This window comes from Alteromonas australica (assembly GCF_000730385.1).
Classification (GTDB): domain Bacteria; phylum Pseudomonadota; class Gammaproteobacteria; order Enterobacterales; family Alteromonadaceae; genus Alteromonas; species Alteromonas australica.
Genome location: NZ_CP008849.1, coordinates 3,653,655 through 3,674,601 on the forward strand (window position 1 = coordinate 3,653,655; position 20,947 = coordinate 3,674,601).

A 20,947-nucleotide genomic window follows, 5' to 3' on the forward strand; every position below is an offset into this window, starting at 1 on the left:
ACTTAACCCTCTTTCTCTATCGTGGTCAAACAGTCGCGTAAAATAGGACCATAGTTGTATTTGCCAGGGCATACGTAGGTACACAGTGCCAAATCTTCTTCGTCCAACTCTAAACAACCCAACGTCTGAGCACCGTCAGTATCACCAGAAATCAGGTCCCTAAGCAGAAGCGTAGGAATGATATCTAGGGGCATAACGCGTTCGTAATTACCAATTGGAACCATAGAGCGTTCGGAACCATTGGTTGTTGTTGTCATATCGAATTTCTTGCTACCACTTAGATGACCTAAGTAAGCACGAGTCACTGAGTGTTGGTTCGAACCAGGCATGATCCAACCGAACAATTTTTTCTCGCGACCTTCTTTTAATAATGAAACTTGGGTGTGGAAACGACCTAGGAAGCCATGAACGCCCTGGGCTGTTGTACCGTTAAGTACAGAACCAGATACAACACGTACGTCACCTTCTACACACTCGTTGGCAGTAAGCTCGGTTAGGTCTGCACCTAAAACCGTGCGCACTAAGCGTGGGTTAGTTGCCGCTGGACCCGCTAGCGAAATAACACGACGGTTATCTAACTCACCGGTCGTGAGCAAAGCACCAATCGCCATAACGTCTTGGTAATTAACATGCCAAACCGTTTTGTTCATGCCAGCTGCATCTAGGAAGTGAATGTGCGTACCTGGTAGGCCCGCAGGGTGTGGACCGCCAAATTCTTCTACATCAACTGCCGCGTCGCCGGTTGCTACCGATGAACCCGCTGCCTTACATACGTAAGTTTTGCCACCACTCAATTGCGTTAACGCTTTAAGACCATTTACAAAATCGTCTTGGCGCTCAGCAATGATAACAGCAGGGTCTGCCGCTAATGGATTGGTATCCATTGCTGTCACAAAAATTGAACTTGGAACAGAATCTAGCGCTGGAGATTTGCTAAATGGACGCGTACGGAACGCAGTCCACATGCCAGACTCTACAAGGATTGACTGAAGTTGCTCGCGTGTTGCACTCGCAATCTGGTCAGCTGCAATTTTGTCAAACGCAACAGCATCACTGCCACTGGTTTTGACTACTACAGACTGAAGAACACGTTTTGCACCACGGTTAACCTCTACCACTTCACCCGCAGTCGGGGCAGTGAATTTAACGCCAGGGTTCTTTTTGTCTTCAAAAAGCACCTGACCTTTCTTCACTACATCGCCAACTTGGACGTGCATGGTAGGGCGCATACCCACATATTCTTCTCCCAGAACGGCAACGCGCGTTGCAGAAGATGCATCAGCAATCTCCTGCTTGGGCGCTCCCTCAATTGGGAGGTCGAGACCTTTCTTGATTTTTATCATATGTAATCGCACTACTCTAATAGAAATACCCTTTTGCATGACCGCAAGAATCCTCGCCTGCTAGCATGCAAAAGCGTACTTTTAACAGATGTACTACACCTTTTTATATTTATAAGATTGATGGTGCCAAAATTCGTTATTACAGCCAGCCTGTTATGAAACTGTAAAAGTTAGCACCTAAGTTAGCGACGCACTTCGCTGTTCTTTTTATGATCAACAGTTAAAAAATTGCACGTAATAATTATTGTTTTTTCAGCGCATTAATCACTATTGTTGAGTAGAAGACGAACAGCCCCCTACTTAATTTCGGGATTTTAGCATTAACATTAGGCTTTGTGCCACGCAAATCACAGATAAAGCCAAATTTTTCTACAATTTAATGTAAATCTGAGAGGATTTAATTGTCGCAAAAGTCATAAAAAAGCCGTCACAAAGACGGCTTGACATAATCTCATTATTTTTTTGTCAGTTTTAACTACCAACTCACCATAGGGTCTAGATCTTGTTCGTAGTCAACACCGTCTATATCAAAGCCAAATAACTTCAAAAACTCATGATGATAGCCTTCGTAATCACTTAGCTCATGGAAATTTTCTTGCGTAACCTGATCCCACAACACTTTAATTTTAGCTTGCGTGGCATCATTGGTTTCTTTTCCATCCATGCGATAACGATTGGCCTCGTCAAGGGTGGCTGAGTTGCCAAACAGACACTGGCTAAACAGCCCATATATCTGCTCGATACACCCCTCGTGGGTACCCTCTTCTTTCATCACTTTATAAATAAGCGAGATGTAAAGTGGCATAACAGGAATGGCTGAACTGGCTTGGGTCACTAGTGCCTTTAATGAACTCACATTCGCTTGAACCAATAAATCGCTATTTTTACCAATAATAGCGGCAGCAGCACGATCGAGATCTTCTTTCGCTTTGCCTATGGTAGCTTGGCCATAAATAGGCCATGTAAGTTCCTTACCAATGTAGGTATAGGCCGTTGTTTTGCAGCCTTCTGCTAAAACACCAGCATCCCTTAGGAAATCCATCCAACGTTCCCAGTCTTCTCCACCCATCACTTTAATGGTGTTGAGAATTTCGTCGTCGTTGGCAGGTTCAAGTGACACTTCATGCACTTTATCTTTGTCAGTGTCATAGGTTTTTGTTGTGTACGCTTGGCCTACTGGTTTAAGTGTCGACTTGTAAGTAACACCCGTTTCGGGGTCGGTTCTGCGTGGCGATGCTAAGCTATAAATGACCAAGTCAACCTTGCCCATGTCGGCTTTTATTTTCTCGATTGCTTGATGTTTAATTTCATCTGAAAACGCATCACCGTTAATGGTCTGAGCATAGACGCCTTCGGCTTTGGCTTGGTCGTGAAAAGCCGCTGTATTATACCAACCCGCTGTGCCGGTTTTGCGTTCTGTTGGCGCTTTTTCAAAACACACACCTAAGGTGTTAGCACCGTAACCAAACGCCGAGGTAATACGCGACGCCAAACCATAGCCAGTAGAACTACCGACAACCAAGACATTTTTAGGACCTGCGCCTAAGTCACCCTTTGATTTAACGTAAGCAATTTGTTCTTCAACCGATTTTGCACACCCCACTGGATGAGCGTTAGTACATATGAAGCCTCTCACTTTAGGCTTGATTACCATAATAATTTTCCTTATTTAGCGTGGCACTATTGTAATGCTCATGCCGGTGATAACAACTCGGAGCAGATGGGTTGAGATGAATTGCATTAGCATAACGCAAACGCACACCCAATGAATATGCTTTATCGGTAACTAAAAAAGAAAAAAGGAAGGAAGTGAAAAGTGCGTAATACAAAAGGGAAAGAAGAGAAAAGCACAGCGCTATGCCTGTGCTTTTCAGTTCTGAACTAGCCTAAGATGTCGAGAAGCTCAACATCAAAAATTAGTGTGCTGTAAGGCGCGATAGCTGCACCAGCACCTTGCTCGCCATAGGCAAGTTCATGGGGAACGTATAAACGGTACTTAGCACCGACTTCCATAAGTTGAAGCGCTTCAGTCCAACCTTTAATCACACCGCCTACAGGGAATTCTGCAGGTTGACCACGCTCGTAAGAGCTGTCAAAGGTAGTACCATCGATTAGGGTACCATGATAATGAACACGCACAGTACTCGCTGGAACTGGCTTCTCACCGTCACCTTTAGCAACGACTTCATACTGAAGACCAGATTCTGTCACAGTAATGCCGTCACGCTTAGCGTTTTCTTCCAGGAATTTAGCCCCTTCTTCAATCACCGCTTTGCTCGCTTCTTCTTTTTCAGCTTGCATACGCTTATGAATTTCACCAAACGCGTCACGAAGGGTATCGTTGTCAACTTGTGGTGCTTGCCCACCAAATGCGTCTTTTAATCCTGCTACCACTGCGTCTATAGCAAGGCCTTCGAAAGGATTTGATTGCAATTGTTGACCCATTTGAAAACCAATGCCGTAACTTGCTTGGGTTTCTACTGTATTGAATGTATCAGTCACAAGAACTCCTGAAAGTAAATTACAAATGCAGTGCAAATTTTAAACAACCCGCGCATCACGGTTTTGTTTCTGCATTTTCCGGTGCAAGAGTGTATCACACCCTAATTTATCTTGCTTTGCGCAATGTTAAAGAGGGGGCAAAACTATCAAAATGTTGTAAATTATAACTTAAAGAGGTTAGACAAGTTGTAAAGGAAACAGTATGGTTATCGCCATATAATTGGGAGGAAAGCATGCAAACACACTACGATGCTGAACTAAAAGATACCGTTCGCTACCTTGGAAAAACCCTTGGTGAAACCATCAAAAACCAATTGGGAGATGAGTGGTTAAATCGAATTGAAAAGATTCGAAAAGATGGCCGCGCATCCTATCAAGGTGACGCTGCGTGCAGCGAAGAACTGAAAGAAACTTTCAAAACCATGACCGACAGCGACTTATTAACTGTGGGTCGCGCTTTCGCGCAGTTCTTAAACTTGGGCAACATTGCTGAGCAGGAATATAATGCAGCAATGAATGTTGATGCCTCTATCGACACGCTTTTCGAGCACTTAGATAAAGCGGAACTTACTAAGGATAAAGTACAAGAAGCTGTCGGGAAACTGAACATCGACTTAGTGTTGACGGCTCACCCCACCGAAGTGACTCGCCGCACACTCATTCATAAGCACAAGGAATTGGCTAACTGCTTACAAGCGGTTCATCAAGAATCGCTTAGCGATGTTGAGCGTAAAAAAGTTGAAACCCGAATTGCCGATTTAATCGCGCAGGCTTGGCATACAGAAGAAATCCGTTCGGTTCGCCCTACCCCGGTAGACGAAGCCCGCTGGGGTTTCTCTGTTATAGAAAACTCTTTATGGGAAGCGGTTCCTGACTTCATGCGCGAGTTAGATAGCCGCTTAAATGAAGACTACCAGATTTCACTGCCGCTAGATTCTTCACCCGTGCAGTTCAGTTCTTGGATGGGTGGTGACCGCGACGGTAATCCATTTGTTACTTCAAAAGTGACCGAGCAAGTATTGCTGCTAGCAAGAAAGCGCGCGGCTAAACTATTCGCGATTGACCTTGATCGTTTGCAAGTTGAACTTTCAATGTACGATTGCAACGATGAACTACGCGCCAAAGTAGGCGATGCAAACGAACCCTACCGCGCCCTGTTACGACCGTTGGTCAGCAAGTTTGTGACTACCCGTGATGGTATTAGCGATTACCTTGCAGGTAAAAACCCAGATACTTCGAACTGGGTTGAGAGCGACGATGAACTAATCGAACCTTTGATGCTTTGCTACCAGTCATTACTTGATTGCGGTATGCAAGTGGTCGCCAATGGCCTATTGTTAGACACTATCCGTCGCGCACGCGTATTTGGTATTCACCTTCTACGTCTTGACGTACGCCAAGACTCAGAGCGTCACGCCGACGTTTTCAGTGAACTAACCCGTTACCTCGGACTTGGCGACTACGCCCAGTGGAGCGAGGCTGACAAGCAAGCCTTCTTACTTCGCGAACTAGGCTCAAAACGTCCGCTATTCCCTGCACAATGGGAAGCGTCTGACGATGTCAAAGAAGTGCTTGATACCTGTAAAGTCATTGCCAAGCACAGTAAACACGGTTTTGGTATTTACATTATCTCAATGGCCAGTGAGCCATCTGATGTCATGGCGGTTCAACTTCTTCTTCAAGAAAGCGGTGTAGATTGGCCAATGCCAGTAGCACCATTGTTTGAAACCCTGGACGATTTAAACAACTCGCCTGACGTCATGCGTAAGCTACTGTCTATTGACTGGTATCGCGGTTACGTGAAGGGTCGCCAGTTCGTCATGATTGGTTACTCTGACTCAGCGAAAGATGCCGGTGCGCTAGCCGCTGGTTGGGCCCAATATCAGTCGCAAGAAGCCCTTGTTGCTATTGCCGAAGAATATGATGTGTCTCTGACTTTGTTCCATGGGCGTGGTGGTACTATTGGTCGTGGTGGCTTGCCTGCACACGCGGCAATTTACTCACAGCCTCCTGGCTCACTAGAAGGCGGTTTCCGCGTAACAGAACAGGGCGAAACCATTCGCTATAAGTTCGGTATGCCAAAACTGGCGAAGCGAAGCCTAGGCATCTATGCCAGTGCCATTATTGAAGCCATGTTATTCCCGCCTCCGGCGCCAAAAGAAGAATGGCGTGAGCTTATCACTACTATGGCAGCACAAGGTCGAGACAATTACCGCGCTACCGTGCGTCACGATGAAGAATTTGTGCCTTACTTCCGCGTCGCAACGCCAGAGCAAGAGTTAGGTAAACTGCCATTGGGTAGTCGTCCTGCGAAGCGTAAGCCGCAAGGCGGTATTGAAAGCCTACGTGCTATTCCATGGATTTTCGCTTGGGCACAAACCCGCCTAGTACTTCCTAGTTGGTTAGGGGTGATGCGCGCTATTGATAGCGTTAAAACACCAGAAAACGAGAAAGTGGTCAACGAGATGTTCAGCGAATGGCCGTTCTATCGTTCGCGCCTTTCTATGCTAGACATGGTGTTCCATAAAGCCGATCCGCGCATCAGTGAAGCCTATGATGAGCGTTTAGTGCCAAAAGAACTTAAGCACTTCGGTGAAGCGCTGCGTAGCGAGCTTAAAGAAAGTATTTCATCGCTGCTGGCAATCACTGGCGAAGACGACATAATGAAAAACGACCCGCAGGGGAAAGAGTCGATGGAGATACGTGCAGCGTACCTTCAACCACTCCACTACCTGCAAATCGAACTTCTAGATCGTATCCGTAAAGCCGGTGACGATGCACAGAACACCAGTCTAGAACGCGCCATGATGGTTACCATTGCCGGTATCGCCATTGGTATGCGAAACACAGGCTAGTACGTGATACTTACCAATAAGGCATTGTCTTAAGTGCCTTGGAGAATGAAAAAGCCCGCTTCAATTGAAGCGGGCTTTTTATTTAAAGCGCTGTATATAGCGGGTTTTAATAGCTATTAACAGGTTAAATCAAAACGGTCGGCGTTCATGACTTTTGTCCATGCCGCCACAAAGTCTTTCACAAACTTCTCTTTGCTCTCATCTTGCGCGTATAGCTCAGCGTAAGCGCGCAGCACAGAGTTTGAACCAAACACTAGGTCGAAGCGCGTTGCAGTATAAACTTCATCACCAGATGCTCTATCAACAATAGCATAGCTATTTTTACCCGTCGGCTTCCAGGTGTACTTCATATCAGTAAGATTAACGAAGAAATCCGTGGTGAGTGCGCCAACGCTATCGGTAAACTCACCATGTTTGGTACCGTCAAAGTTAGTACCTAGCATACGCATACCGCCCACAAGCACCGTCATTTCTTTTGCCGTTAAGCCCAATAGTTGTGCTTTATCAAGCATCATCTCTTCAGGTTTAACCACATAGTCCTTTTGCAGATAATTTCTGAAACCGTCTGCTAATGGTTCTAGAGGTGCAAAAGACTCGGCGTCCGTCATTTCATCGGTGGCGTCTCCGCGACCTGCCGCAAACGGCACACTTTCACTAAAGCCCGCTGCTTTAATCGCTTTTTCAATACCCACATTACCTGCAAGTACAATAGTATCCGCCAAGCTAGCGCCTGCTTGTTCAGCAAGGGGCGCCAACACTTCCAATACCTTGTTTAAACGCGCAGGCTCATTGCCTTCCCAGTCTTTTTGCGGCGCTAAACGAATACGCGCACCATTAGCACCACCCCGTAGGTCTGAACCACGGAACGTGCGAGCACTGTCCCAGGCAGTGGCAACCATTTCACCTATGCTCAAACCAGAGTCCGCAATTTTTGCTTTTAACGCATCCACGTCATAAGACGTACTGCCAGCTGGCACAGGATCTTGCCAAATCAGTGTTTCTTCCGGTACATCTGGGCCTATGTAACGTACTTTAGGGCCAAGGTCACGGTGAGTTAACTTAAACCACGCACGGGCAAATACTTCACTGAAGTACTCATGATCGTTGTAAAACTTCTCAGAAATTTTGCGATATTCCGGATCCATCTTCATCGCCATATCAGCATCAGTCATGATAGGGTTATAGCGCTTTGATGGGTCTTCTACATCAACAGGCTTATCTTCTTCCTTAATGTTGATTGGCTCCCACTGCTCAGCACCGGCTGGCGACTTTTTCAATTCCCAATCGTAATTAAGCAACAAATGAAAATAACCGTTATCCCATTGAGTAGGATGGGTCGTCCATGCCCCTTCAATACCACTTGATACCGTATCGCGGCCAATGCTGCGGCTTTCATGGTTCATCCAGCCAAGACCCGCTTCTTCAATACCCGCACCTTCTGGATCGGGCCCTAATGCTTCCGCACTGCCGTTACCGTGACATTTACCTACTGTGTGACCACCAGCGGCTAACGCAACGGTTTCTTCATCATTCATGGCCATACGTGCAAAGGTTTCGCGTACATGGGCTGCCGTTTTAAGCGGGTCTGGTTTACCGTTAACGCCTTCAGGGTTTACGTAGATAAGCCCCATTTGAACCGCGGCCAGCGGATTTTCCATGGTGTTAGCTTCTTCAACGTCTTCATAACGCTCATCACTGGGTGCTAACCACTCTTTCTCTGCGCCCCAGTAAACGTCTTTCTCTGGGTGCCAGATATCTTCACGACCAAAGGCGAAACCATAGGTTTTAAGGCCCATACTTTCATAGGCAATTGTACCCGCAAGAACAAATAAATCCGCCCAGCTCAGTTTATTGCCATACTTCTTTTTAATAGGCCAAAGTAAGCGACGGGCTTTATCTAAGTTAACGTTGTCTGGCCAAGAGTTAAGCGGCGCAAAACGCTGGTTGCCGGTAGATGCACCACCTCTACCATCGGCAATGCGATAAGAACCAGCCGCGTGCCACGACATACGAATCATCAAACCACCATAGTGACCCCAGTCCGCTGGCCACCAAGGCTGCGAGTCGGTCATTAGGTCTGTAACGTCTTTTTTCAGTGCCTGAAAATCTAATTTTTTGACTTCTTCACGGTAATCGAAGTCTTCACCCATAGGGTTAGTCTTGGTATCGTGCTGATGCAGAATGTCTAAGTTTAAGGCTTCAGGCCACCAGTCCATGACTGTTGTGCCTGTGGCAGTCATACCACCATGCATGACCGGGCATTTTTTTACCGAATCATTGACATCACCTAACTTTGCATTGCTCATATTACTTCCTCTTACTTAATGCCTGTTTTTATTAATAAGAATATTCACTACAACGAAAAGATACGCATTCCTTTAACCCTACAGCTTGATATAAATGCGTTCCAAAAGCGTAGACTATAGTACGGCATTTACCAGTAAAAGAGCACAAACTCAAACAAAAGGCATTTGCTCAAACATGTATTAATGAGGGGAAGATGAATATGGTTTAAATAAAAGGATAACTGGCGCTTGTTAAGCGCCACGATGTTGTTTAACGGGAAGACCCACATAAACGAGCAGAACAAAGGTATTGAAGAAAGGGATCATACCCAATATGAACGCCGTAAGCTTAGAGCGGCTTTTCTCCTTAGCTAAGGCCATAATCCCTATTAAAACAATAAAATGAACAATGGGTAACACCAACATATACATTGGCAATTCCCCACTTCTTAACATGTCAGTCATAGCACGTCCTTTTTAAACTTATGTCATTCCAATCAGTTAAGTAAGAGTACCTCCTTCCCCCCCCCAAAAAAAGACCAAACACTAATAAAGGACAATACAGGAAAGCTGATAGCTGGATACGTAAGGTCGTAACAGACTGTCTTTTTTCTAAAATAACTTTAGTGACTGATTTATTGAGGTGTTTTGAATTGGAACGACCTTGATAAGTAGGCTTTAACTTTTCCAAGAGCCCGCGCAGGGATGCGGTGGCGAAGCCGACATGGATGTAACAAAAAAGGCTGGATACGTAAGGTCGTAACAGGCTTTCTACTCTCTAGAGTAATGAGGTCCGATAAGATAGCATGTTGGTGTAAAGACTGGGAAGGTAATTAAAATGTAGGCTCTCCACCGCATGGATGCGGTGGCGAAGCCTACATGGACGTATTCACGGCGGGCCTACGTTTTGATTGCCTTTTCAGGCTAACCCGCCAAGGGCACTATTAGCCGTTTACGAAGTCAACGCCTAGCTTGATGTCGCCGCGTAGGCCTTCAAGCATGTCGTTTTTCGCTTTTTCTTCGAATGCGCTTAGCTCGCCGTAAGGCAAGATTTCTTCAACACCGTTTGCGCCTAAGCGAACTGGGTGTGCGAAGAATGCTGCGTCGTCGCTGTCGTCAGTTTGTACATAAGTGTACTCAACTACATTCTCGCCCTGCATTGCAGATACAAGAGACAAACAGAAACGTGCCGCTGCTTGACCCATAGATAGGGTTGCAGAGCCGCCGCCCGCTTTCGCTTCAACCACTTCAGTACCCGCGTTTTGGATACGCGTTGTTAGGCTAGACACTTCTTCGTCTGTGAACTCAACGCCTTCAACTTGTGAAAGAAGCGGAAGGATTGTAGTCCCAGAGTGACCACCGATTACCGGTACGTGCACAGAAGATACGTCTACACCTTTAAGCTCAGCAACAAAGGTTTCAGCGCGGATAACATCAAGCGTTGTTACACCAAAAAGTTTGTTTTTGTTGTAAACGCCTTTTGCTTTTAGCGTTTCAGCAGCAATTGCAACAGTTGTGTTAACAGGGTTAGTGATGATGCCAACACACGCATCAGGGCAGTTATCAGCGACACCTTCAATAAGGTTTTTAACAATGCCGGCGTTGATGTTGAACAGATCTGAACGATCCATACCTGGCTTACGAGGCATACCTGCTGGAATAAGAACAACGTCTGCTCCAGTTAGTGCACCAGCTAGGTCATCTTTACCGTGACCGGTTACTTTTACCGCAGTGGGGATGTGGCTCAAATCAACGGCTACACCAGGAACAACTGGCGCTACGTCGTAAAGCGCTAAATCTGAACCTGCTGGCAATTGCGTTTTTAACAACAAAGACAGCGCCTGACCAATACCACCGGCAGCACCTAACACGGCTACTTTCATACCATTTCTCCTATGGGATTACTTCACGTATTTAAACGGAACGTCACACTAATGCAACGCGGGGGAAAACTCAATCATCGGATCGTCTTATTACTGAGTTTTAAGACGATTTCACACCGATATTCATTATCATGCATGGTTATGCAAACAAATTGCGTAAAGTGTACCTGTGGGGCACAATATATGCTAATAAAAATTAGATTTAAAATTATCCTAACGACGCAAAAAGGACATTATGGCTAACGTAAAGCAAGAACAATTAATAAAAGCCTTCAAAGAGATTTTAAAAGCGGAAAGTTACGGTTCGCAAGGCGACATTGTTGAAGCACTAAAAGCACAAGGCTTCGATAATATAAGCCAATCTAAAATATCTCGTATGCTCAGTAAGTTTGGCGCTGTTCGTACCCGAAATGCGCGCGGCGACATGGTGTATTGTTTGCCCCCAGAGTTAGGCATGCCAACGGCAAAAAGCCCGCTTAAACAGTTGGTATTAGATATTGTGCACAATAATGTGATGGTCATTATTCGAACCAGTCCAGGAGCTGCACAACTCATCGCCCGTCTACTTGACTCACTCAGTAAAAAAGATGGGGTATTAGGCACCATAGCCGGTGACGACACTATTTTTATTGCACCCGCAGATGTCACTCAAATAGAAGAACTAAGACAACGTGTTGAAGATTTATTTGAAAATGTATAATGCGTTTAAATTTAATTTAAACGGAATGTATAAATTAAATTTAAATCAAAAAAAGCCGCTAATAAATATTAGCGGCAAAGGAACTTGTACCAGGGAGATACAAATTTTCTAACACACGACTAAAATGTAACATAGCCATCTACAAGTTTTCTGCAAACGCGCGTAAAGTTCACGCAAAGAGATTTTCCCATCAAGAAAACACTTCATACACCTCGAAATAGTAAGCATGCACTTACCTTTCAGATCAACTAAGTTAAAGAGTTTGACGAGCGAAAAATATACTGCTGTTCCCGTAAACTTTGTAAGAATTTAGAAAATATGGAAAGTAATGTGTAATAAACATTAGTGACCAATTGCCAAACACCTCGACCAAGTGCTTAATTCTCTCGACAAATCACATCTGTCGAAAAATAAAACTAATAAGAGCAACGCTAATTTAATTGGCAGCAAGTTGTTCAAAAGGGGAATTAAAATGTTCGATATTAAAAAGCTTAGTTTAGGCGTCAGAAAAGGTCTATTAATTGCGGGGTCTGCAAGTCTGCTTACTATGCCGCAGGTTAGCGCACAAACGGTTGAAGACAACGAAGAAACCGAGCCAACAGAAAGAATTCAGGTAACGGGTTCACGTATTAAGCGAGTGGATTTAGAAGCGGTTTCACCGGTAACTGTTATCACCGCCGAGTCTATCGAGCTATCAGGTGATACTACGGTTGCAGACGTCTTAAGAAATAGCTCCATAAACACCTTTGGCTCTTTTAGAGGTCAGTCGGGTTATGGCAGCGGTGCATCAGCGTCAAGTGAAGTGAACTTACGTGGTCTAGGGGCTGGCGCCACCTTAGTATTGATGGATGGGCGACGTTTACCGGGCCTAGGATACGACGGTGGTTCATCATCGGACATGTCGATGATACCTATGAGCATTGTAGAGCGCATTGAAATTCTACGGGACGGTGCATCAGCAATTTACGGGTCTGACGCGGTTGCAGGTGTAATCAACATCATTACCAAAAGTGAATTTGATGGTGTTGAACTTGGCTATACCTTCGAAGATCCGGGAGTAGATGGCGGTAACAGCAACCAATTTAACATGGCAGCCGGTGTCACGAACGACAAAGGCAGCATCGTGTTTATTGCAGAGCACGCGAATACCCAAGAAGTGACCGATGTGGCAGTAAATGGTGAGTATGCTGGCACTAGCTATTCAACATATAGCCCTGTAGCCAACTTTTTAGCGTCAGGCAGTTCTACTCTACAGTTTAACGAAGAGCTGTGCGGTGAAGTAGATGATACGGTAAACGTGGGCGACCGTTGCGGTTACTATTACGGTAACTCAACATGGCTGTATGGCGCATCAGAGAAAAACTCTCTTTTGACCAAAATTGAATACGATATTTCCGATAACTTACATTTTGTAAGCCGCTTTTCAGCACTTCAAACCTCTACCGACACACGCTACGCTGCCACCCCAGTGTCTACTTCAACATTAACCATTGATGCAGACAATGCCATGAATCCCTATGATGAAGATGGTAGCATTTATTTCCGTACCACAAGCCTAGGCACCCGCGATACCACCACAGAAAAAACCACCTTTGAAGCAGTTGCGGGTTTAGAGGGTTATGTAGAGCTTGGCAGTAGTGAATGGGATTGGCAGGTTTATTATCAGCGAACCAACGCTAAAGAAGAAGTGTTTAACTATAACCTGGTTAACGATACCGTCGTACAAGACCTTATTGATTCTGAAGAATTGGACCTATTCAATGTTCAAGGGCTTAGCGTAGAAGATTGGGAAACTTATAATGCCGAACTTCTTGCTACGGCAGATCACACAGGTACCTATCAGTCTACACAGCAACGTGACATTATTGATGCCAGTATTTCAGGCGAAATATACTCTAATGAGCATATTAGCATTAGTGCTGTCTTCGGGGCTGAGTACTCTTACTTAGACTTTGAGCAAATTTCAGACCCAGAGTCTGGATTAGGTATCATTTCTGGTGGCTCTGGTGGCGACGACGTTTACGCAAGCCGTGAACGCCAATCGTATTACACTGAGTTAGCCGTTACCCTACCCTATGAAGTGGAACTGTCTGCTGCACTGCGTTACGACGGTTACGAGTTAGAAGGTGATACTGGCGAAGACATCTCAACCGCAGAGTTCTCTGACACAGTGCCAAAACTCGGCGTTTCATGGCGTCCAACAGAAGACTTATTGCTTCGTGCAAGCTGGGGTGAAGCATTTAGAACCCCTACCATGAGCGAAATGTTTGCCACTATTTCCTATGGTTTCCCGTCTGCCTACGACACTTACTACTGTGATACCTTAGGATATGCGGAATCAGATACAAGTTACTGTTCAACCACACAGCAACATCTGACTTACTACGGTGGCAACCCAGACCTTGAACCTGAAAACTCTGAATCATTAACCTTTGGTGTGGTTTATGATGCTACGGATAACTTGTCACTTGAGCTGTCATACTATCAGTACGACTACGAGAACAAAATTGAGTCTATCGATGTTGACGACTTAATTGCCGTAGATACCGACGGGACATCGTCTAACATTGAGCGCAATAGTTCAGGCCAAATTGTGTCTATCACGTCGGGCTACATCAACTATGCACAAGTCACCACTAGCGGGTTAGATTTTACAGCCAACTATAACCTACCCACTTCTATCGGGGATTTCGGTGTTAACCTAGAATATTCTCACGTATTTAGTTATGAGGAAGAAGGTATTGACTATGCAGGAGAGCTTTTCTTCCCAGATAACCGCGGTAATATTACGCTAGACTGGAACGACGGTGACAAATGGACAGCGTCATGGCGTACGCTATTCATTGGTTCTCACGGTGATGAATACTACACCTACTATGAATTCGCAGATAACTACTTTAAACACAATGTCACCGTATCCTATCAAGTGAATGACAACGTGAAAGTAAGTGCAGGTGTGAACAACTTAACGGACGAGCTTGTTGAATTCGATCCAGGTGAATGGCGTGGCTACGACGATGCCTTGTATGATCCACTAGGCCGTACCTTGAATTTCAAAGTACAAGCGAGTTTCTAAAGCCTCGGAATCTATGGTAAAAAAACAAGGCCGCCAGTATGGGCGGCCTTTTCTTTGCCCGAACTAACTTAACTCAATTTAGCTAGTTTAATAGCGCGATCAATGCATCCGCCGCTGGGCGTGAAGATGGCGGGTTCTGTCCGGTAACAAGCAAGCCATCGGTACACACTTTCACTGCGAAATTATCCGCTTTTTCGAACTTACCACCGCTTTTCACCAGTTCATCTTCCACCAAATAAGGCACAACATCGGTTAACCCCATGGCCTCTTCTTCGCTGTTCGTGAAGCCAGTGACTGATTTACCCTTCACTAGCAACTCACCATCCGCGGCTTTTACGTCTTTAAGTACAATAGGTGCGTGGCATACGGCACCAACCGGCTTGCCCGACGCAATGGTGTCCTCAATCAGTTTAATTGAGTGCGCATTGTCAGAAAGATCCCATAAGGGGCCGTGACCGCCCGGATAAAATACCGCATCAAATTCTTCGGCTCTCACATCTTCCAATGGAATCGTTGCCGCCATTGCACTACGCGCTAGTTCATCTTTCGTGTATCGAATAGCATCGTCGGTCATGGCGTCATCTTCTAAACTATTAGGGTCTATTGGTACCTGCCCCCCCATAGGCGACGCCAAGGTAATCGAGTAACCTGCGTCCTTAAAGGCATAATAGGGTGAAGCGAACTCTTCAAGCCACATTCCCGTTTTTTTTCCAGTATCACCCATCAACTCATGAGATGTCATAACCATCAACATCGACTTAGACATATGAACTCCTTAGTTCTGTATGAACAATTTCAGTATGTGTTGTTTCGTGAAGGGATAGAAATAGGATCAGTATAAGTACGAGGATGCGACGAGAAACTAACGAACTAAGGTAAACAGCAGACGAAAAAAAGCGCCACCCCCATAAAGGAAAGTGGCGCCTAACACTACAAATGGTTTAAATCATTTGATTAGAAGCGGTAGTTAACACCTACACGCATTTCCCAAAGTGACGCATCACCCTGGCGTGGCGTAGCATTGGTAGAACCAATAGTAACTGTGTTGAATGATGCTTCTTCAAGAATACCCCAATCATCGTTCAGCATGTTTGTGAAGTTATCAATCACAAATGATACTTGTGCAGTATGGTCTGCGTGGAACGCTGGAATATCTTGACGAACAGCAATATCTACCTTCGCCCACCAAGGGCTAGATTCTTCGTTACGCTCTGTACCCATAGGAAGTACACTTCCGCTATCCAAGTACGGAGTGAAACCAAAGATACCGTTGCCATCGTCTTTTGAGTAAACAAGACTGTAAGGACGTCCAGATTGCGCAACAGCAAAGGCAGAGAAAGTAGTATCTAAGCCATCAAAGAACGACGTGGTGTAGCGTAAATCCAATGTTAAGCGGTGTTCAATATTCCAATCAGAAAGTGAAGACACTTCTTCATTTGGATTAGTGAACGCTCTGTATTGGTAGTTTGAAAACGCTACTGAGCTTGTCATTGGCTGTACATCTTCAGCGTGGCTGTAGTTATAACCAGTCACAACAGAGATACCGTTGTCCCATGATTTATTCATGGTCGCAGTCAATGAGTAAGACGTTGATGTTTCGTCAGAGTTAGTTAGTTCAAGTGAACCGTAACCGTTTCTGTCGTAATCAATGTAACCATCGTCAGTGAAACCTACTTCTTCAATGCCTAAGTACTTAATCATGGCTTGATCTTGAGTAACACTTACTAATAAATCAAGATTGAATACGTAGTCTTCTTCGTTGATATGCGTCATACCCGCAGAGATTTTCCACTCACTAGGCATTTCGAAATCTGGGTCTAGGTTGTTACTTTCAAAGTTACTACCTGTAGCAGCCGACATAGCTTCGTCTAAGTCACCTGGAACCGAGTAACCAGGACCTGCTGTTACGCCGTCTTCGGTGTTAACCCAAGTGATGCTGCCATCAAACAAGTCAGCATAAGTGTTGTCTACTTCACCGCCAGTCACGTTGGTGTTCTGGTAGTTGTTTGTCATCCAAACGTTAGGGTTACCGCCTGAGAACAAGCCGATACCACCACGAAGCTCTGTATCATCGCTAAGGGTATAGTTAAGACCAATACGTGGCTGAAGTAAGCTAATGCCATCAAGGTTAGCGGTGTTGCTGTAGTTGTTTTGTGCTAAGAACTCAGCATTTTCTACAGGCTTGTCAGACGTTGTGATCCAGTCGTAACGTAAACCAGCAACCACTTTCAAATCGTCTGTTAGGTAGAACTCATCTTGCGCGTAAGTTGAGTGTGAAGTGTAACCCCACTCAGCTGCACGGTCATTCAGGTCACCAGAGTATGCATAGCCGTATTCGATTTCTGCATTTGTACCTGCAACAAAGTCTTCTAGGCTTTCAAACAAGATACTGGTTTCAGCATGCTGAACGAAAAGGTTATAAATTTCTAGCTTATCGCTTTCGTAACCAAAGGTTAACGTGTGACCATTATCGAAGTAATAGTTACCACGAAGCATGATGCTGGTAGCATCCCAATCTAGGTCGTTTGCTTGACGGCTATCGTCAGAACCTAAATAAACCGTTAAGTCATCATCATCGCTTTCTGTGTCGTTACCAAGCTCAATTTTGATTTCACCAAAATCATTTCCGCCTGGAGTGCCGTCACCGTACATAGAACGTTGAAGGTTATCTAGTTTAGTACGTGAAATACGAATTTCAGTCGAGAACTTATCAGTCCAGTCAGAGTAAAGTACACCAACAAATGATTCTAGTTCTGCGCCGCGCTCGTACAAGTGGCTAGACAACTCAAATTCATCAGAATCACCATCAGATTCCGCGAAGTTGTTACCATCGTTATAATTGTATGTTAGAGCAAAACGGTGGCTGTCATTGATGTTCCAGTCTAACTTAACAAGCAGTTTTTCATCTTCGTTTGGCATGCTAAGCGGCGTGGTGCCAGCATCGAAGTTATAAAGAGACTGAGAAACTGACTGAATTTGCGCTAATTGCTCTTGCGAAATGGCAACTTCATTGATTGCACCTGTGCCAATTGCACCACGGTCAAAGGTGTTTGCGCCTTCAAGTTTCTCATAAGCAGCGAAGATGAATAACGTGTCTTCAATTAGTGGAGCACCCACACTAAAGCCATAACGCTTTTCAGTATAAGAACCTAGGTTAACATCATCACCTTCAAGTGAATCACCGCGTAGGCTGTCGCTACCGTAATCATAGAACGCAGTACCGTGTACTTCGTTAGTACCCGTTTTACTTACTGCACTGATGTTACACGCTGAGAAGCCACCGTAAATAACGTCAAAAGGTGCGATTTCAACAGAAACACCTTCAATGGCGTCGTAAGAGAAAGGCATTCTTTCAGTAGGGTAGCCATTTGAGTTAAGACCAAAAAGGTCGTTCATGCGTACGCCGTCAACAGTCAAGCTGTTGAAACGTGGGCTTTTACCAACACATTGAATACCGCCTGAGCCACCTTCGTCAACATAGATACGTGGGTCGATACGTACGATGTCGGTGATGTCACGGTTGATTGCCGGTGCCTGTTCAAGGGTTGAAAGGTCGAAGCTGGCAGATGGGCCTACTTGACCGAATGAAAGGCTGCTAACTTGAGATGCAGTAACAACGATGTTTTCGTAGTCAGCGGCGTTTTCTAAAGAACGCTCGATAGATGCTGACTCACCTAGTTCTAGGTATACGTCGCTGATTGTTTGATCGGCGTATTCATCAGAATCGATTTCGATAGTGTATGGACCACCAACGCGAAGACCACGAAGGCTGAAAGTACCACCATTATTAACGGTAACTGTTTTTACTGCACCTGTAGGTAAGTGAGTGACTTTGATTACCGTGCCTACTGCTGGGCTGCCGTTTGGTGCAAGTATCTGACCGTTAAGTTCAGAAGAGGTAACCTGCGCCATGGCGGTTGTAGATAGACCAACCGACAAAGCAACAGCCGCCGCGATGCGGCTCAACTTAGCTGATGTTTTCATGTGTGTTTCCCTTTTTTGTTTAAATTTCTTTTATTGGGGTAGAGAGAAAATACTTTCTACTACCACCTCTGATATATGAAAAAACGTTTGAGATTGCTAACTCGTAAATCGCATGAATTGTCATTGACCTTCATGTCAAATTTATTACAAAACTTACAATTTTAATTATTTGGCTAGCGCTTGTGTCCCCTTGCCTTCCTCAGCCTAACTTGACCAAGTGGTCAAGTTGTTTTACTTATTATAATTATCAAGCATTTATTATTTTTCTGGATTCTATTCTTGGCACATTGAGCACTAATAAACAGCGTTTAACCAAATTCAGGTTAACTTATATAATTCCATTGATAATCATACACATAGATGATTAAAATAAATTTACCTATTGCATTAAATAACCTTAGCTGATGAAATCACTATACAAATCATTAATTCATTTGGTCTTTTTTTTGGCAAAAGTCAGAATTGTTGCTACCGGAAGGTGGATATTATTCGTTATTGCTGCATTTATTTGCAGCAGTGCGGGCTATTTTTCTAATGTAAATAATTTTCCAGAAGTTCCCCCACTTACTGGCCAAACTTTGTCCTGCGCCACTGAACTGCAGGGGAATAAAGACGTTTTCTCGGTTTATGTTACCGACCATGGTATTGCACAAATGGCCCTCGATCGCTTGTGTAGTAATAAAATCATTAAAAGGCAGTATGGCGAGGTTCGCATTGTTATAGGACAAAGCGACTACGATACCTTTCGATACATTAACCACGGTGTGGTGGATTTAGCGTTAATTAAGAAAAATGTGGTTGAAGCCTTTGGTGCCGATGAGATATATGGCTTAACACGCATTGCTGCGCATCCAAATTATAGTGCTTATTTTATATCGCTACGGGAAAAGCCCGTACTCGATAAAGAGTACTTATTGGGCAAACGCTTTGGTCTATTGGATTACCCAAGCAGCCGGTCTGGCCACATCGTGCCTAAAACGGTGATGCAGGAACTTGGATTAAGTGCCAATAATGTTGATATCAATTACTACAGTTCGCACAAAGAATTAAGACGCGCATTATTAGCCGGTGAAGTTGATATCATTTCATCTTACTGGGCCGTAGAAGACAATGAGTCATTGTCAAAGAATTACGCCATGCCCCTTCAAGAAACAGTGAGTGGTATGCAATGGTTTCTAAAAATGCAAACCAAAAACACAGACCTCTTTTGCGCCATGCAAAAGGTTGTGAAAGATATCTCTGACTCTCACCCCCGTCCATATTACAAGACATTAATTCTGGAAGAGGGATGCGCAACCCATGAATGATGAAAAATATAAATTTAACGCCAGAGTGGCCATTTCCGCACTGATCATTTTCGCCACCCTACAATCCATTAGTGCTGTTTTTCAACTCATGGGGGCTCATGGCAGCCGACACCATGCATTAGATAACCTAGAGCGCCGTGTAGTGCTAGATAGCGCTTTTCTCGACATTGGAAATGCAACCCTATTAACGCCCGTTAACAGTTACGCCGTAAAAAAATACCTGAAAGAAATAAATGGTTATCTCGCAAAAACAAACTACCCTGCGCGAGTAAAGTCTATTCAAGCCGTCTCACAAGATTCTTTTTCTCAAGCATTTAGCGTAGAAGAAGAAGTACTGTTGACCAACGCTGAACAAGAAATATCTGTTACTTTTGCCTCAATGCCTTTGTATAGCCAATTGTCATTCAGTGTTTGGAGCTTCTTCTTAGCGTTATTGGTTGCGCCTTTGTATGCAGTAAAACAGTCAAAAGTGAAGGTTCCAGTGGAAAGTGAAGCCATCACGCTTCCCCCGCAACCCAAATTAGTGATTAATTTAAGAGATAAAACCTTGGGTAACGGCGTGAACGGCACCACGGTAGTACTGCAAAACAAACCTTTGTGTTTCTATACCGCCTTAATTAAATACTGCGCTATGAATCCCGAACAAGCTTTACCCCCCCACAAAGATGTGCCTGGCGATTTAATTATATTGGCCAATAAAACCTTCGGCAGATTAATTGAGTTGGGTCATACCAAACGCAAGCGCCCCGACTTCAATGCCAACTTAGATAAGACCCTTAGTGAAATTCGTGCGGCATTAGACGAGGTATTTAACGGCTATAGCGTAGAAAAAGAACGCTATTATCCGCCCCGCGCGCAGGGTGAAGGGTCGCGCTCCAAACAACATTCCTACGCATTAACCCAATTATCATTAGAAGATGTGGAAATTATTGGAAACTAACTATTTTTTGACCATTTGTAAAATATTTGAAACCAAAGGCTAGTCTCTCGCAATGCCTTGAAAATACATGGA

General features: G+C 44.6%; 13 protein-coding genes. 5 read left to right on the top strand and 8 right to left on the bottom strand.

Features of this window, described 5'->3' with window-relative positions; translation table 11 throughout:
• Positions 1 to 2: 2 nt before the first annotated feature.
• The 3 genes from EP13_RS15940 to EP13_RS15950 form a co-directional block, all read right to left on the bottom strand.
• Complete coding sequence (locus tag EP13_RS15940; protein ID WP_044059075.1) at positions 3 to 1,343, bottom strand: Na(+)-translocating NADH-quinone reductase subunit A; 1,341 nt, start codon at positions 1,341 to 1,343, stop codon at positions 3 to 5.
• 475 nt (positions 1,344 to 1,818) lie between these two features.
• Positions 1,819 to 2,997, bottom strand: a complete 1,179-nt coding sequence (fabV, locus tag EP13_RS15945; protein WP_044058146.1) for an enoyl-ACP reductase FabV — start codon at positions 2,995 to 2,997, stop codon at positions 1,819 to 1,821.
• 227 nt (positions 2,998 to 3,224) lie between these two features.
• Entirely contained in the window at positions 3,225 to 3,845 is a 621-nt protein-coding gene (locus tag EP13_RS15950; protein ID WP_044058147.1) for an FKBP-type peptidyl-prolyl cis-trans isomerase, read from the bottom strand.
• Between the two features lie 233 nt (positions 3,846 to 4,078).
• On the opposite strand from EP13_RS15950, the gene ppc reads away from it, so the two are divergent.
• Entirely contained in the window at positions 4,079 to 6,700 is a 2,622-nt protein-coding gene (ppc, locus tag EP13_RS15955) for a phosphoenolpyruvate carboxylase (RefSeq protein WP_044058148.1), read from the top strand.
• A gap of 116 nt (positions 6,701 to 6,816) precedes the next feature.
• On the opposite strand, the gene katG is transcribed toward ppc, so the two are convergent.
• From katG to mdh, 3 genes are all read right to left on the bottom strand, one after another.
• Positions 6,817 to 9,006: a catalase/peroxidase HPI gene (gene katG, locus EP13_RS15960; protein WP_044058149.1), complete on the bottom strand. Its 2,190-nt coding sequence runs from the start codon at positions 9,004 to 9,006 to the stop codon at positions 6,817 to 6,819.
• Positions 9,007 to 9,237: 231 nt separating this feature from the next.
• On the bottom strand, positions 9,238 to 9,450 hold the full coding sequence (locus EP13_RS15965; RefSeq protein WP_044058150.1) for a hypothetical protein: 213 nt from the start codon (positions 9,448 to 9,450) through the stop codon (positions 9,238 to 9,240).
• 479 nt (positions 9,451 to 9,929) lie between these two features.
• Positions 9,930 to 10,868: a malate dehydrogenase gene (gene mdh / locus EP13_RS15970; protein WP_044058151.1), complete on the bottom strand. Its 939-nt coding sequence runs from the start codon at positions 10,866 to 10,868 to the stop codon at positions 9,930 to 9,932.
• 235 nt (positions 10,869 to 11,103) lie between these two features.
• Here mdh and argR point away from each other — a divergent pair, with 235 nt between their 5' ends.
• Together argR and EP13_RS15980 are read left to right on the top strand one after the other, a co-directional pair.
• Positions 11,104 to 11,568: a transcriptional regulator ArgR gene (gene argR, locus EP13_RS15975; protein ID WP_044058152.1), complete on the top strand. Its 465-nt coding sequence runs from the start codon at positions 11,104 to 11,106 to the stop codon at positions 11,566 to 11,568.
• A 472-nt stretch (positions 11,569 to 12,040) separates the two neighbouring features.
• Complete coding sequence (locus EP13_RS15980) at positions 12,041 to 14,644, top strand: TonB-dependent receptor (protein WP_044058153.1); 2,604 nt, start codon at positions 12,041 to 12,043, stop codon at positions 14,642 to 14,644.
• A gap of 82 nt (positions 14,645 to 14,726) precedes the next feature.
• Here the strand turns inward: EP13_RS15980 and EP13_RS15985 are convergent, their stop codons facing one another.
• Together EP13_RS15985 and EP13_RS15990 are read right to left on the bottom strand one after the other, a co-directional pair.
• Positions 14,727 to 15,410, bottom strand: a complete 684-nt coding sequence (locus EP13_RS15985) for a type 1 glutamine amidotransferase domain-containing protein (RefSeq protein WP_044058154.1) — start codon at positions 15,408 to 15,410, stop codon at positions 14,727 to 14,729.
• Positions 15,411 to 15,598: 188 nt separating this feature from the next.
• Positions 15,599 to 18,628: a TonB-dependent receptor gene (locus tag EP13_RS15990; protein WP_044058155.1), complete on the bottom strand. Its 3,030-nt coding sequence runs from the start codon at positions 18,626 to 18,628 to the stop codon at positions 15,599 to 15,601.
• A 446-nt stretch (positions 18,629 to 19,074) separates the two neighbouring features.
• Here EP13_RS15990 and EP13_RS15995 point away from each other — a divergent pair, with 446 nt between their 5' ends.
• Positions 19,075 to 19,935 carry an ABC transporter substrate-binding protein gene (locus EP13_RS15995; protein WP_231497880.1) on the top strand — a complete coding sequence of 287 codons (861 nt, stop codon included), beginning with the start codon at positions 19,075 to 19,077 and terminating at the stop codon, positions 19,933 to 19,935.
• The gene (locus tag EP13_RS16000) at positions 19,928 to 20,875 is read left to right on the top strand and encodes a hypothetical protein (protein ID WP_044058157.1); all 948 of its coding nucleotides are present in this window, start codon (positions 19,928 to 19,930) and stop codon (positions 20,873 to 20,875) included. Before EP13_RS15995 ends, EP13_RS16000 begins: the two co-directional genes overlap by 8 nt.
• Positions 20,876 to 20,947 lie beyond the last annotated feature (72 nt).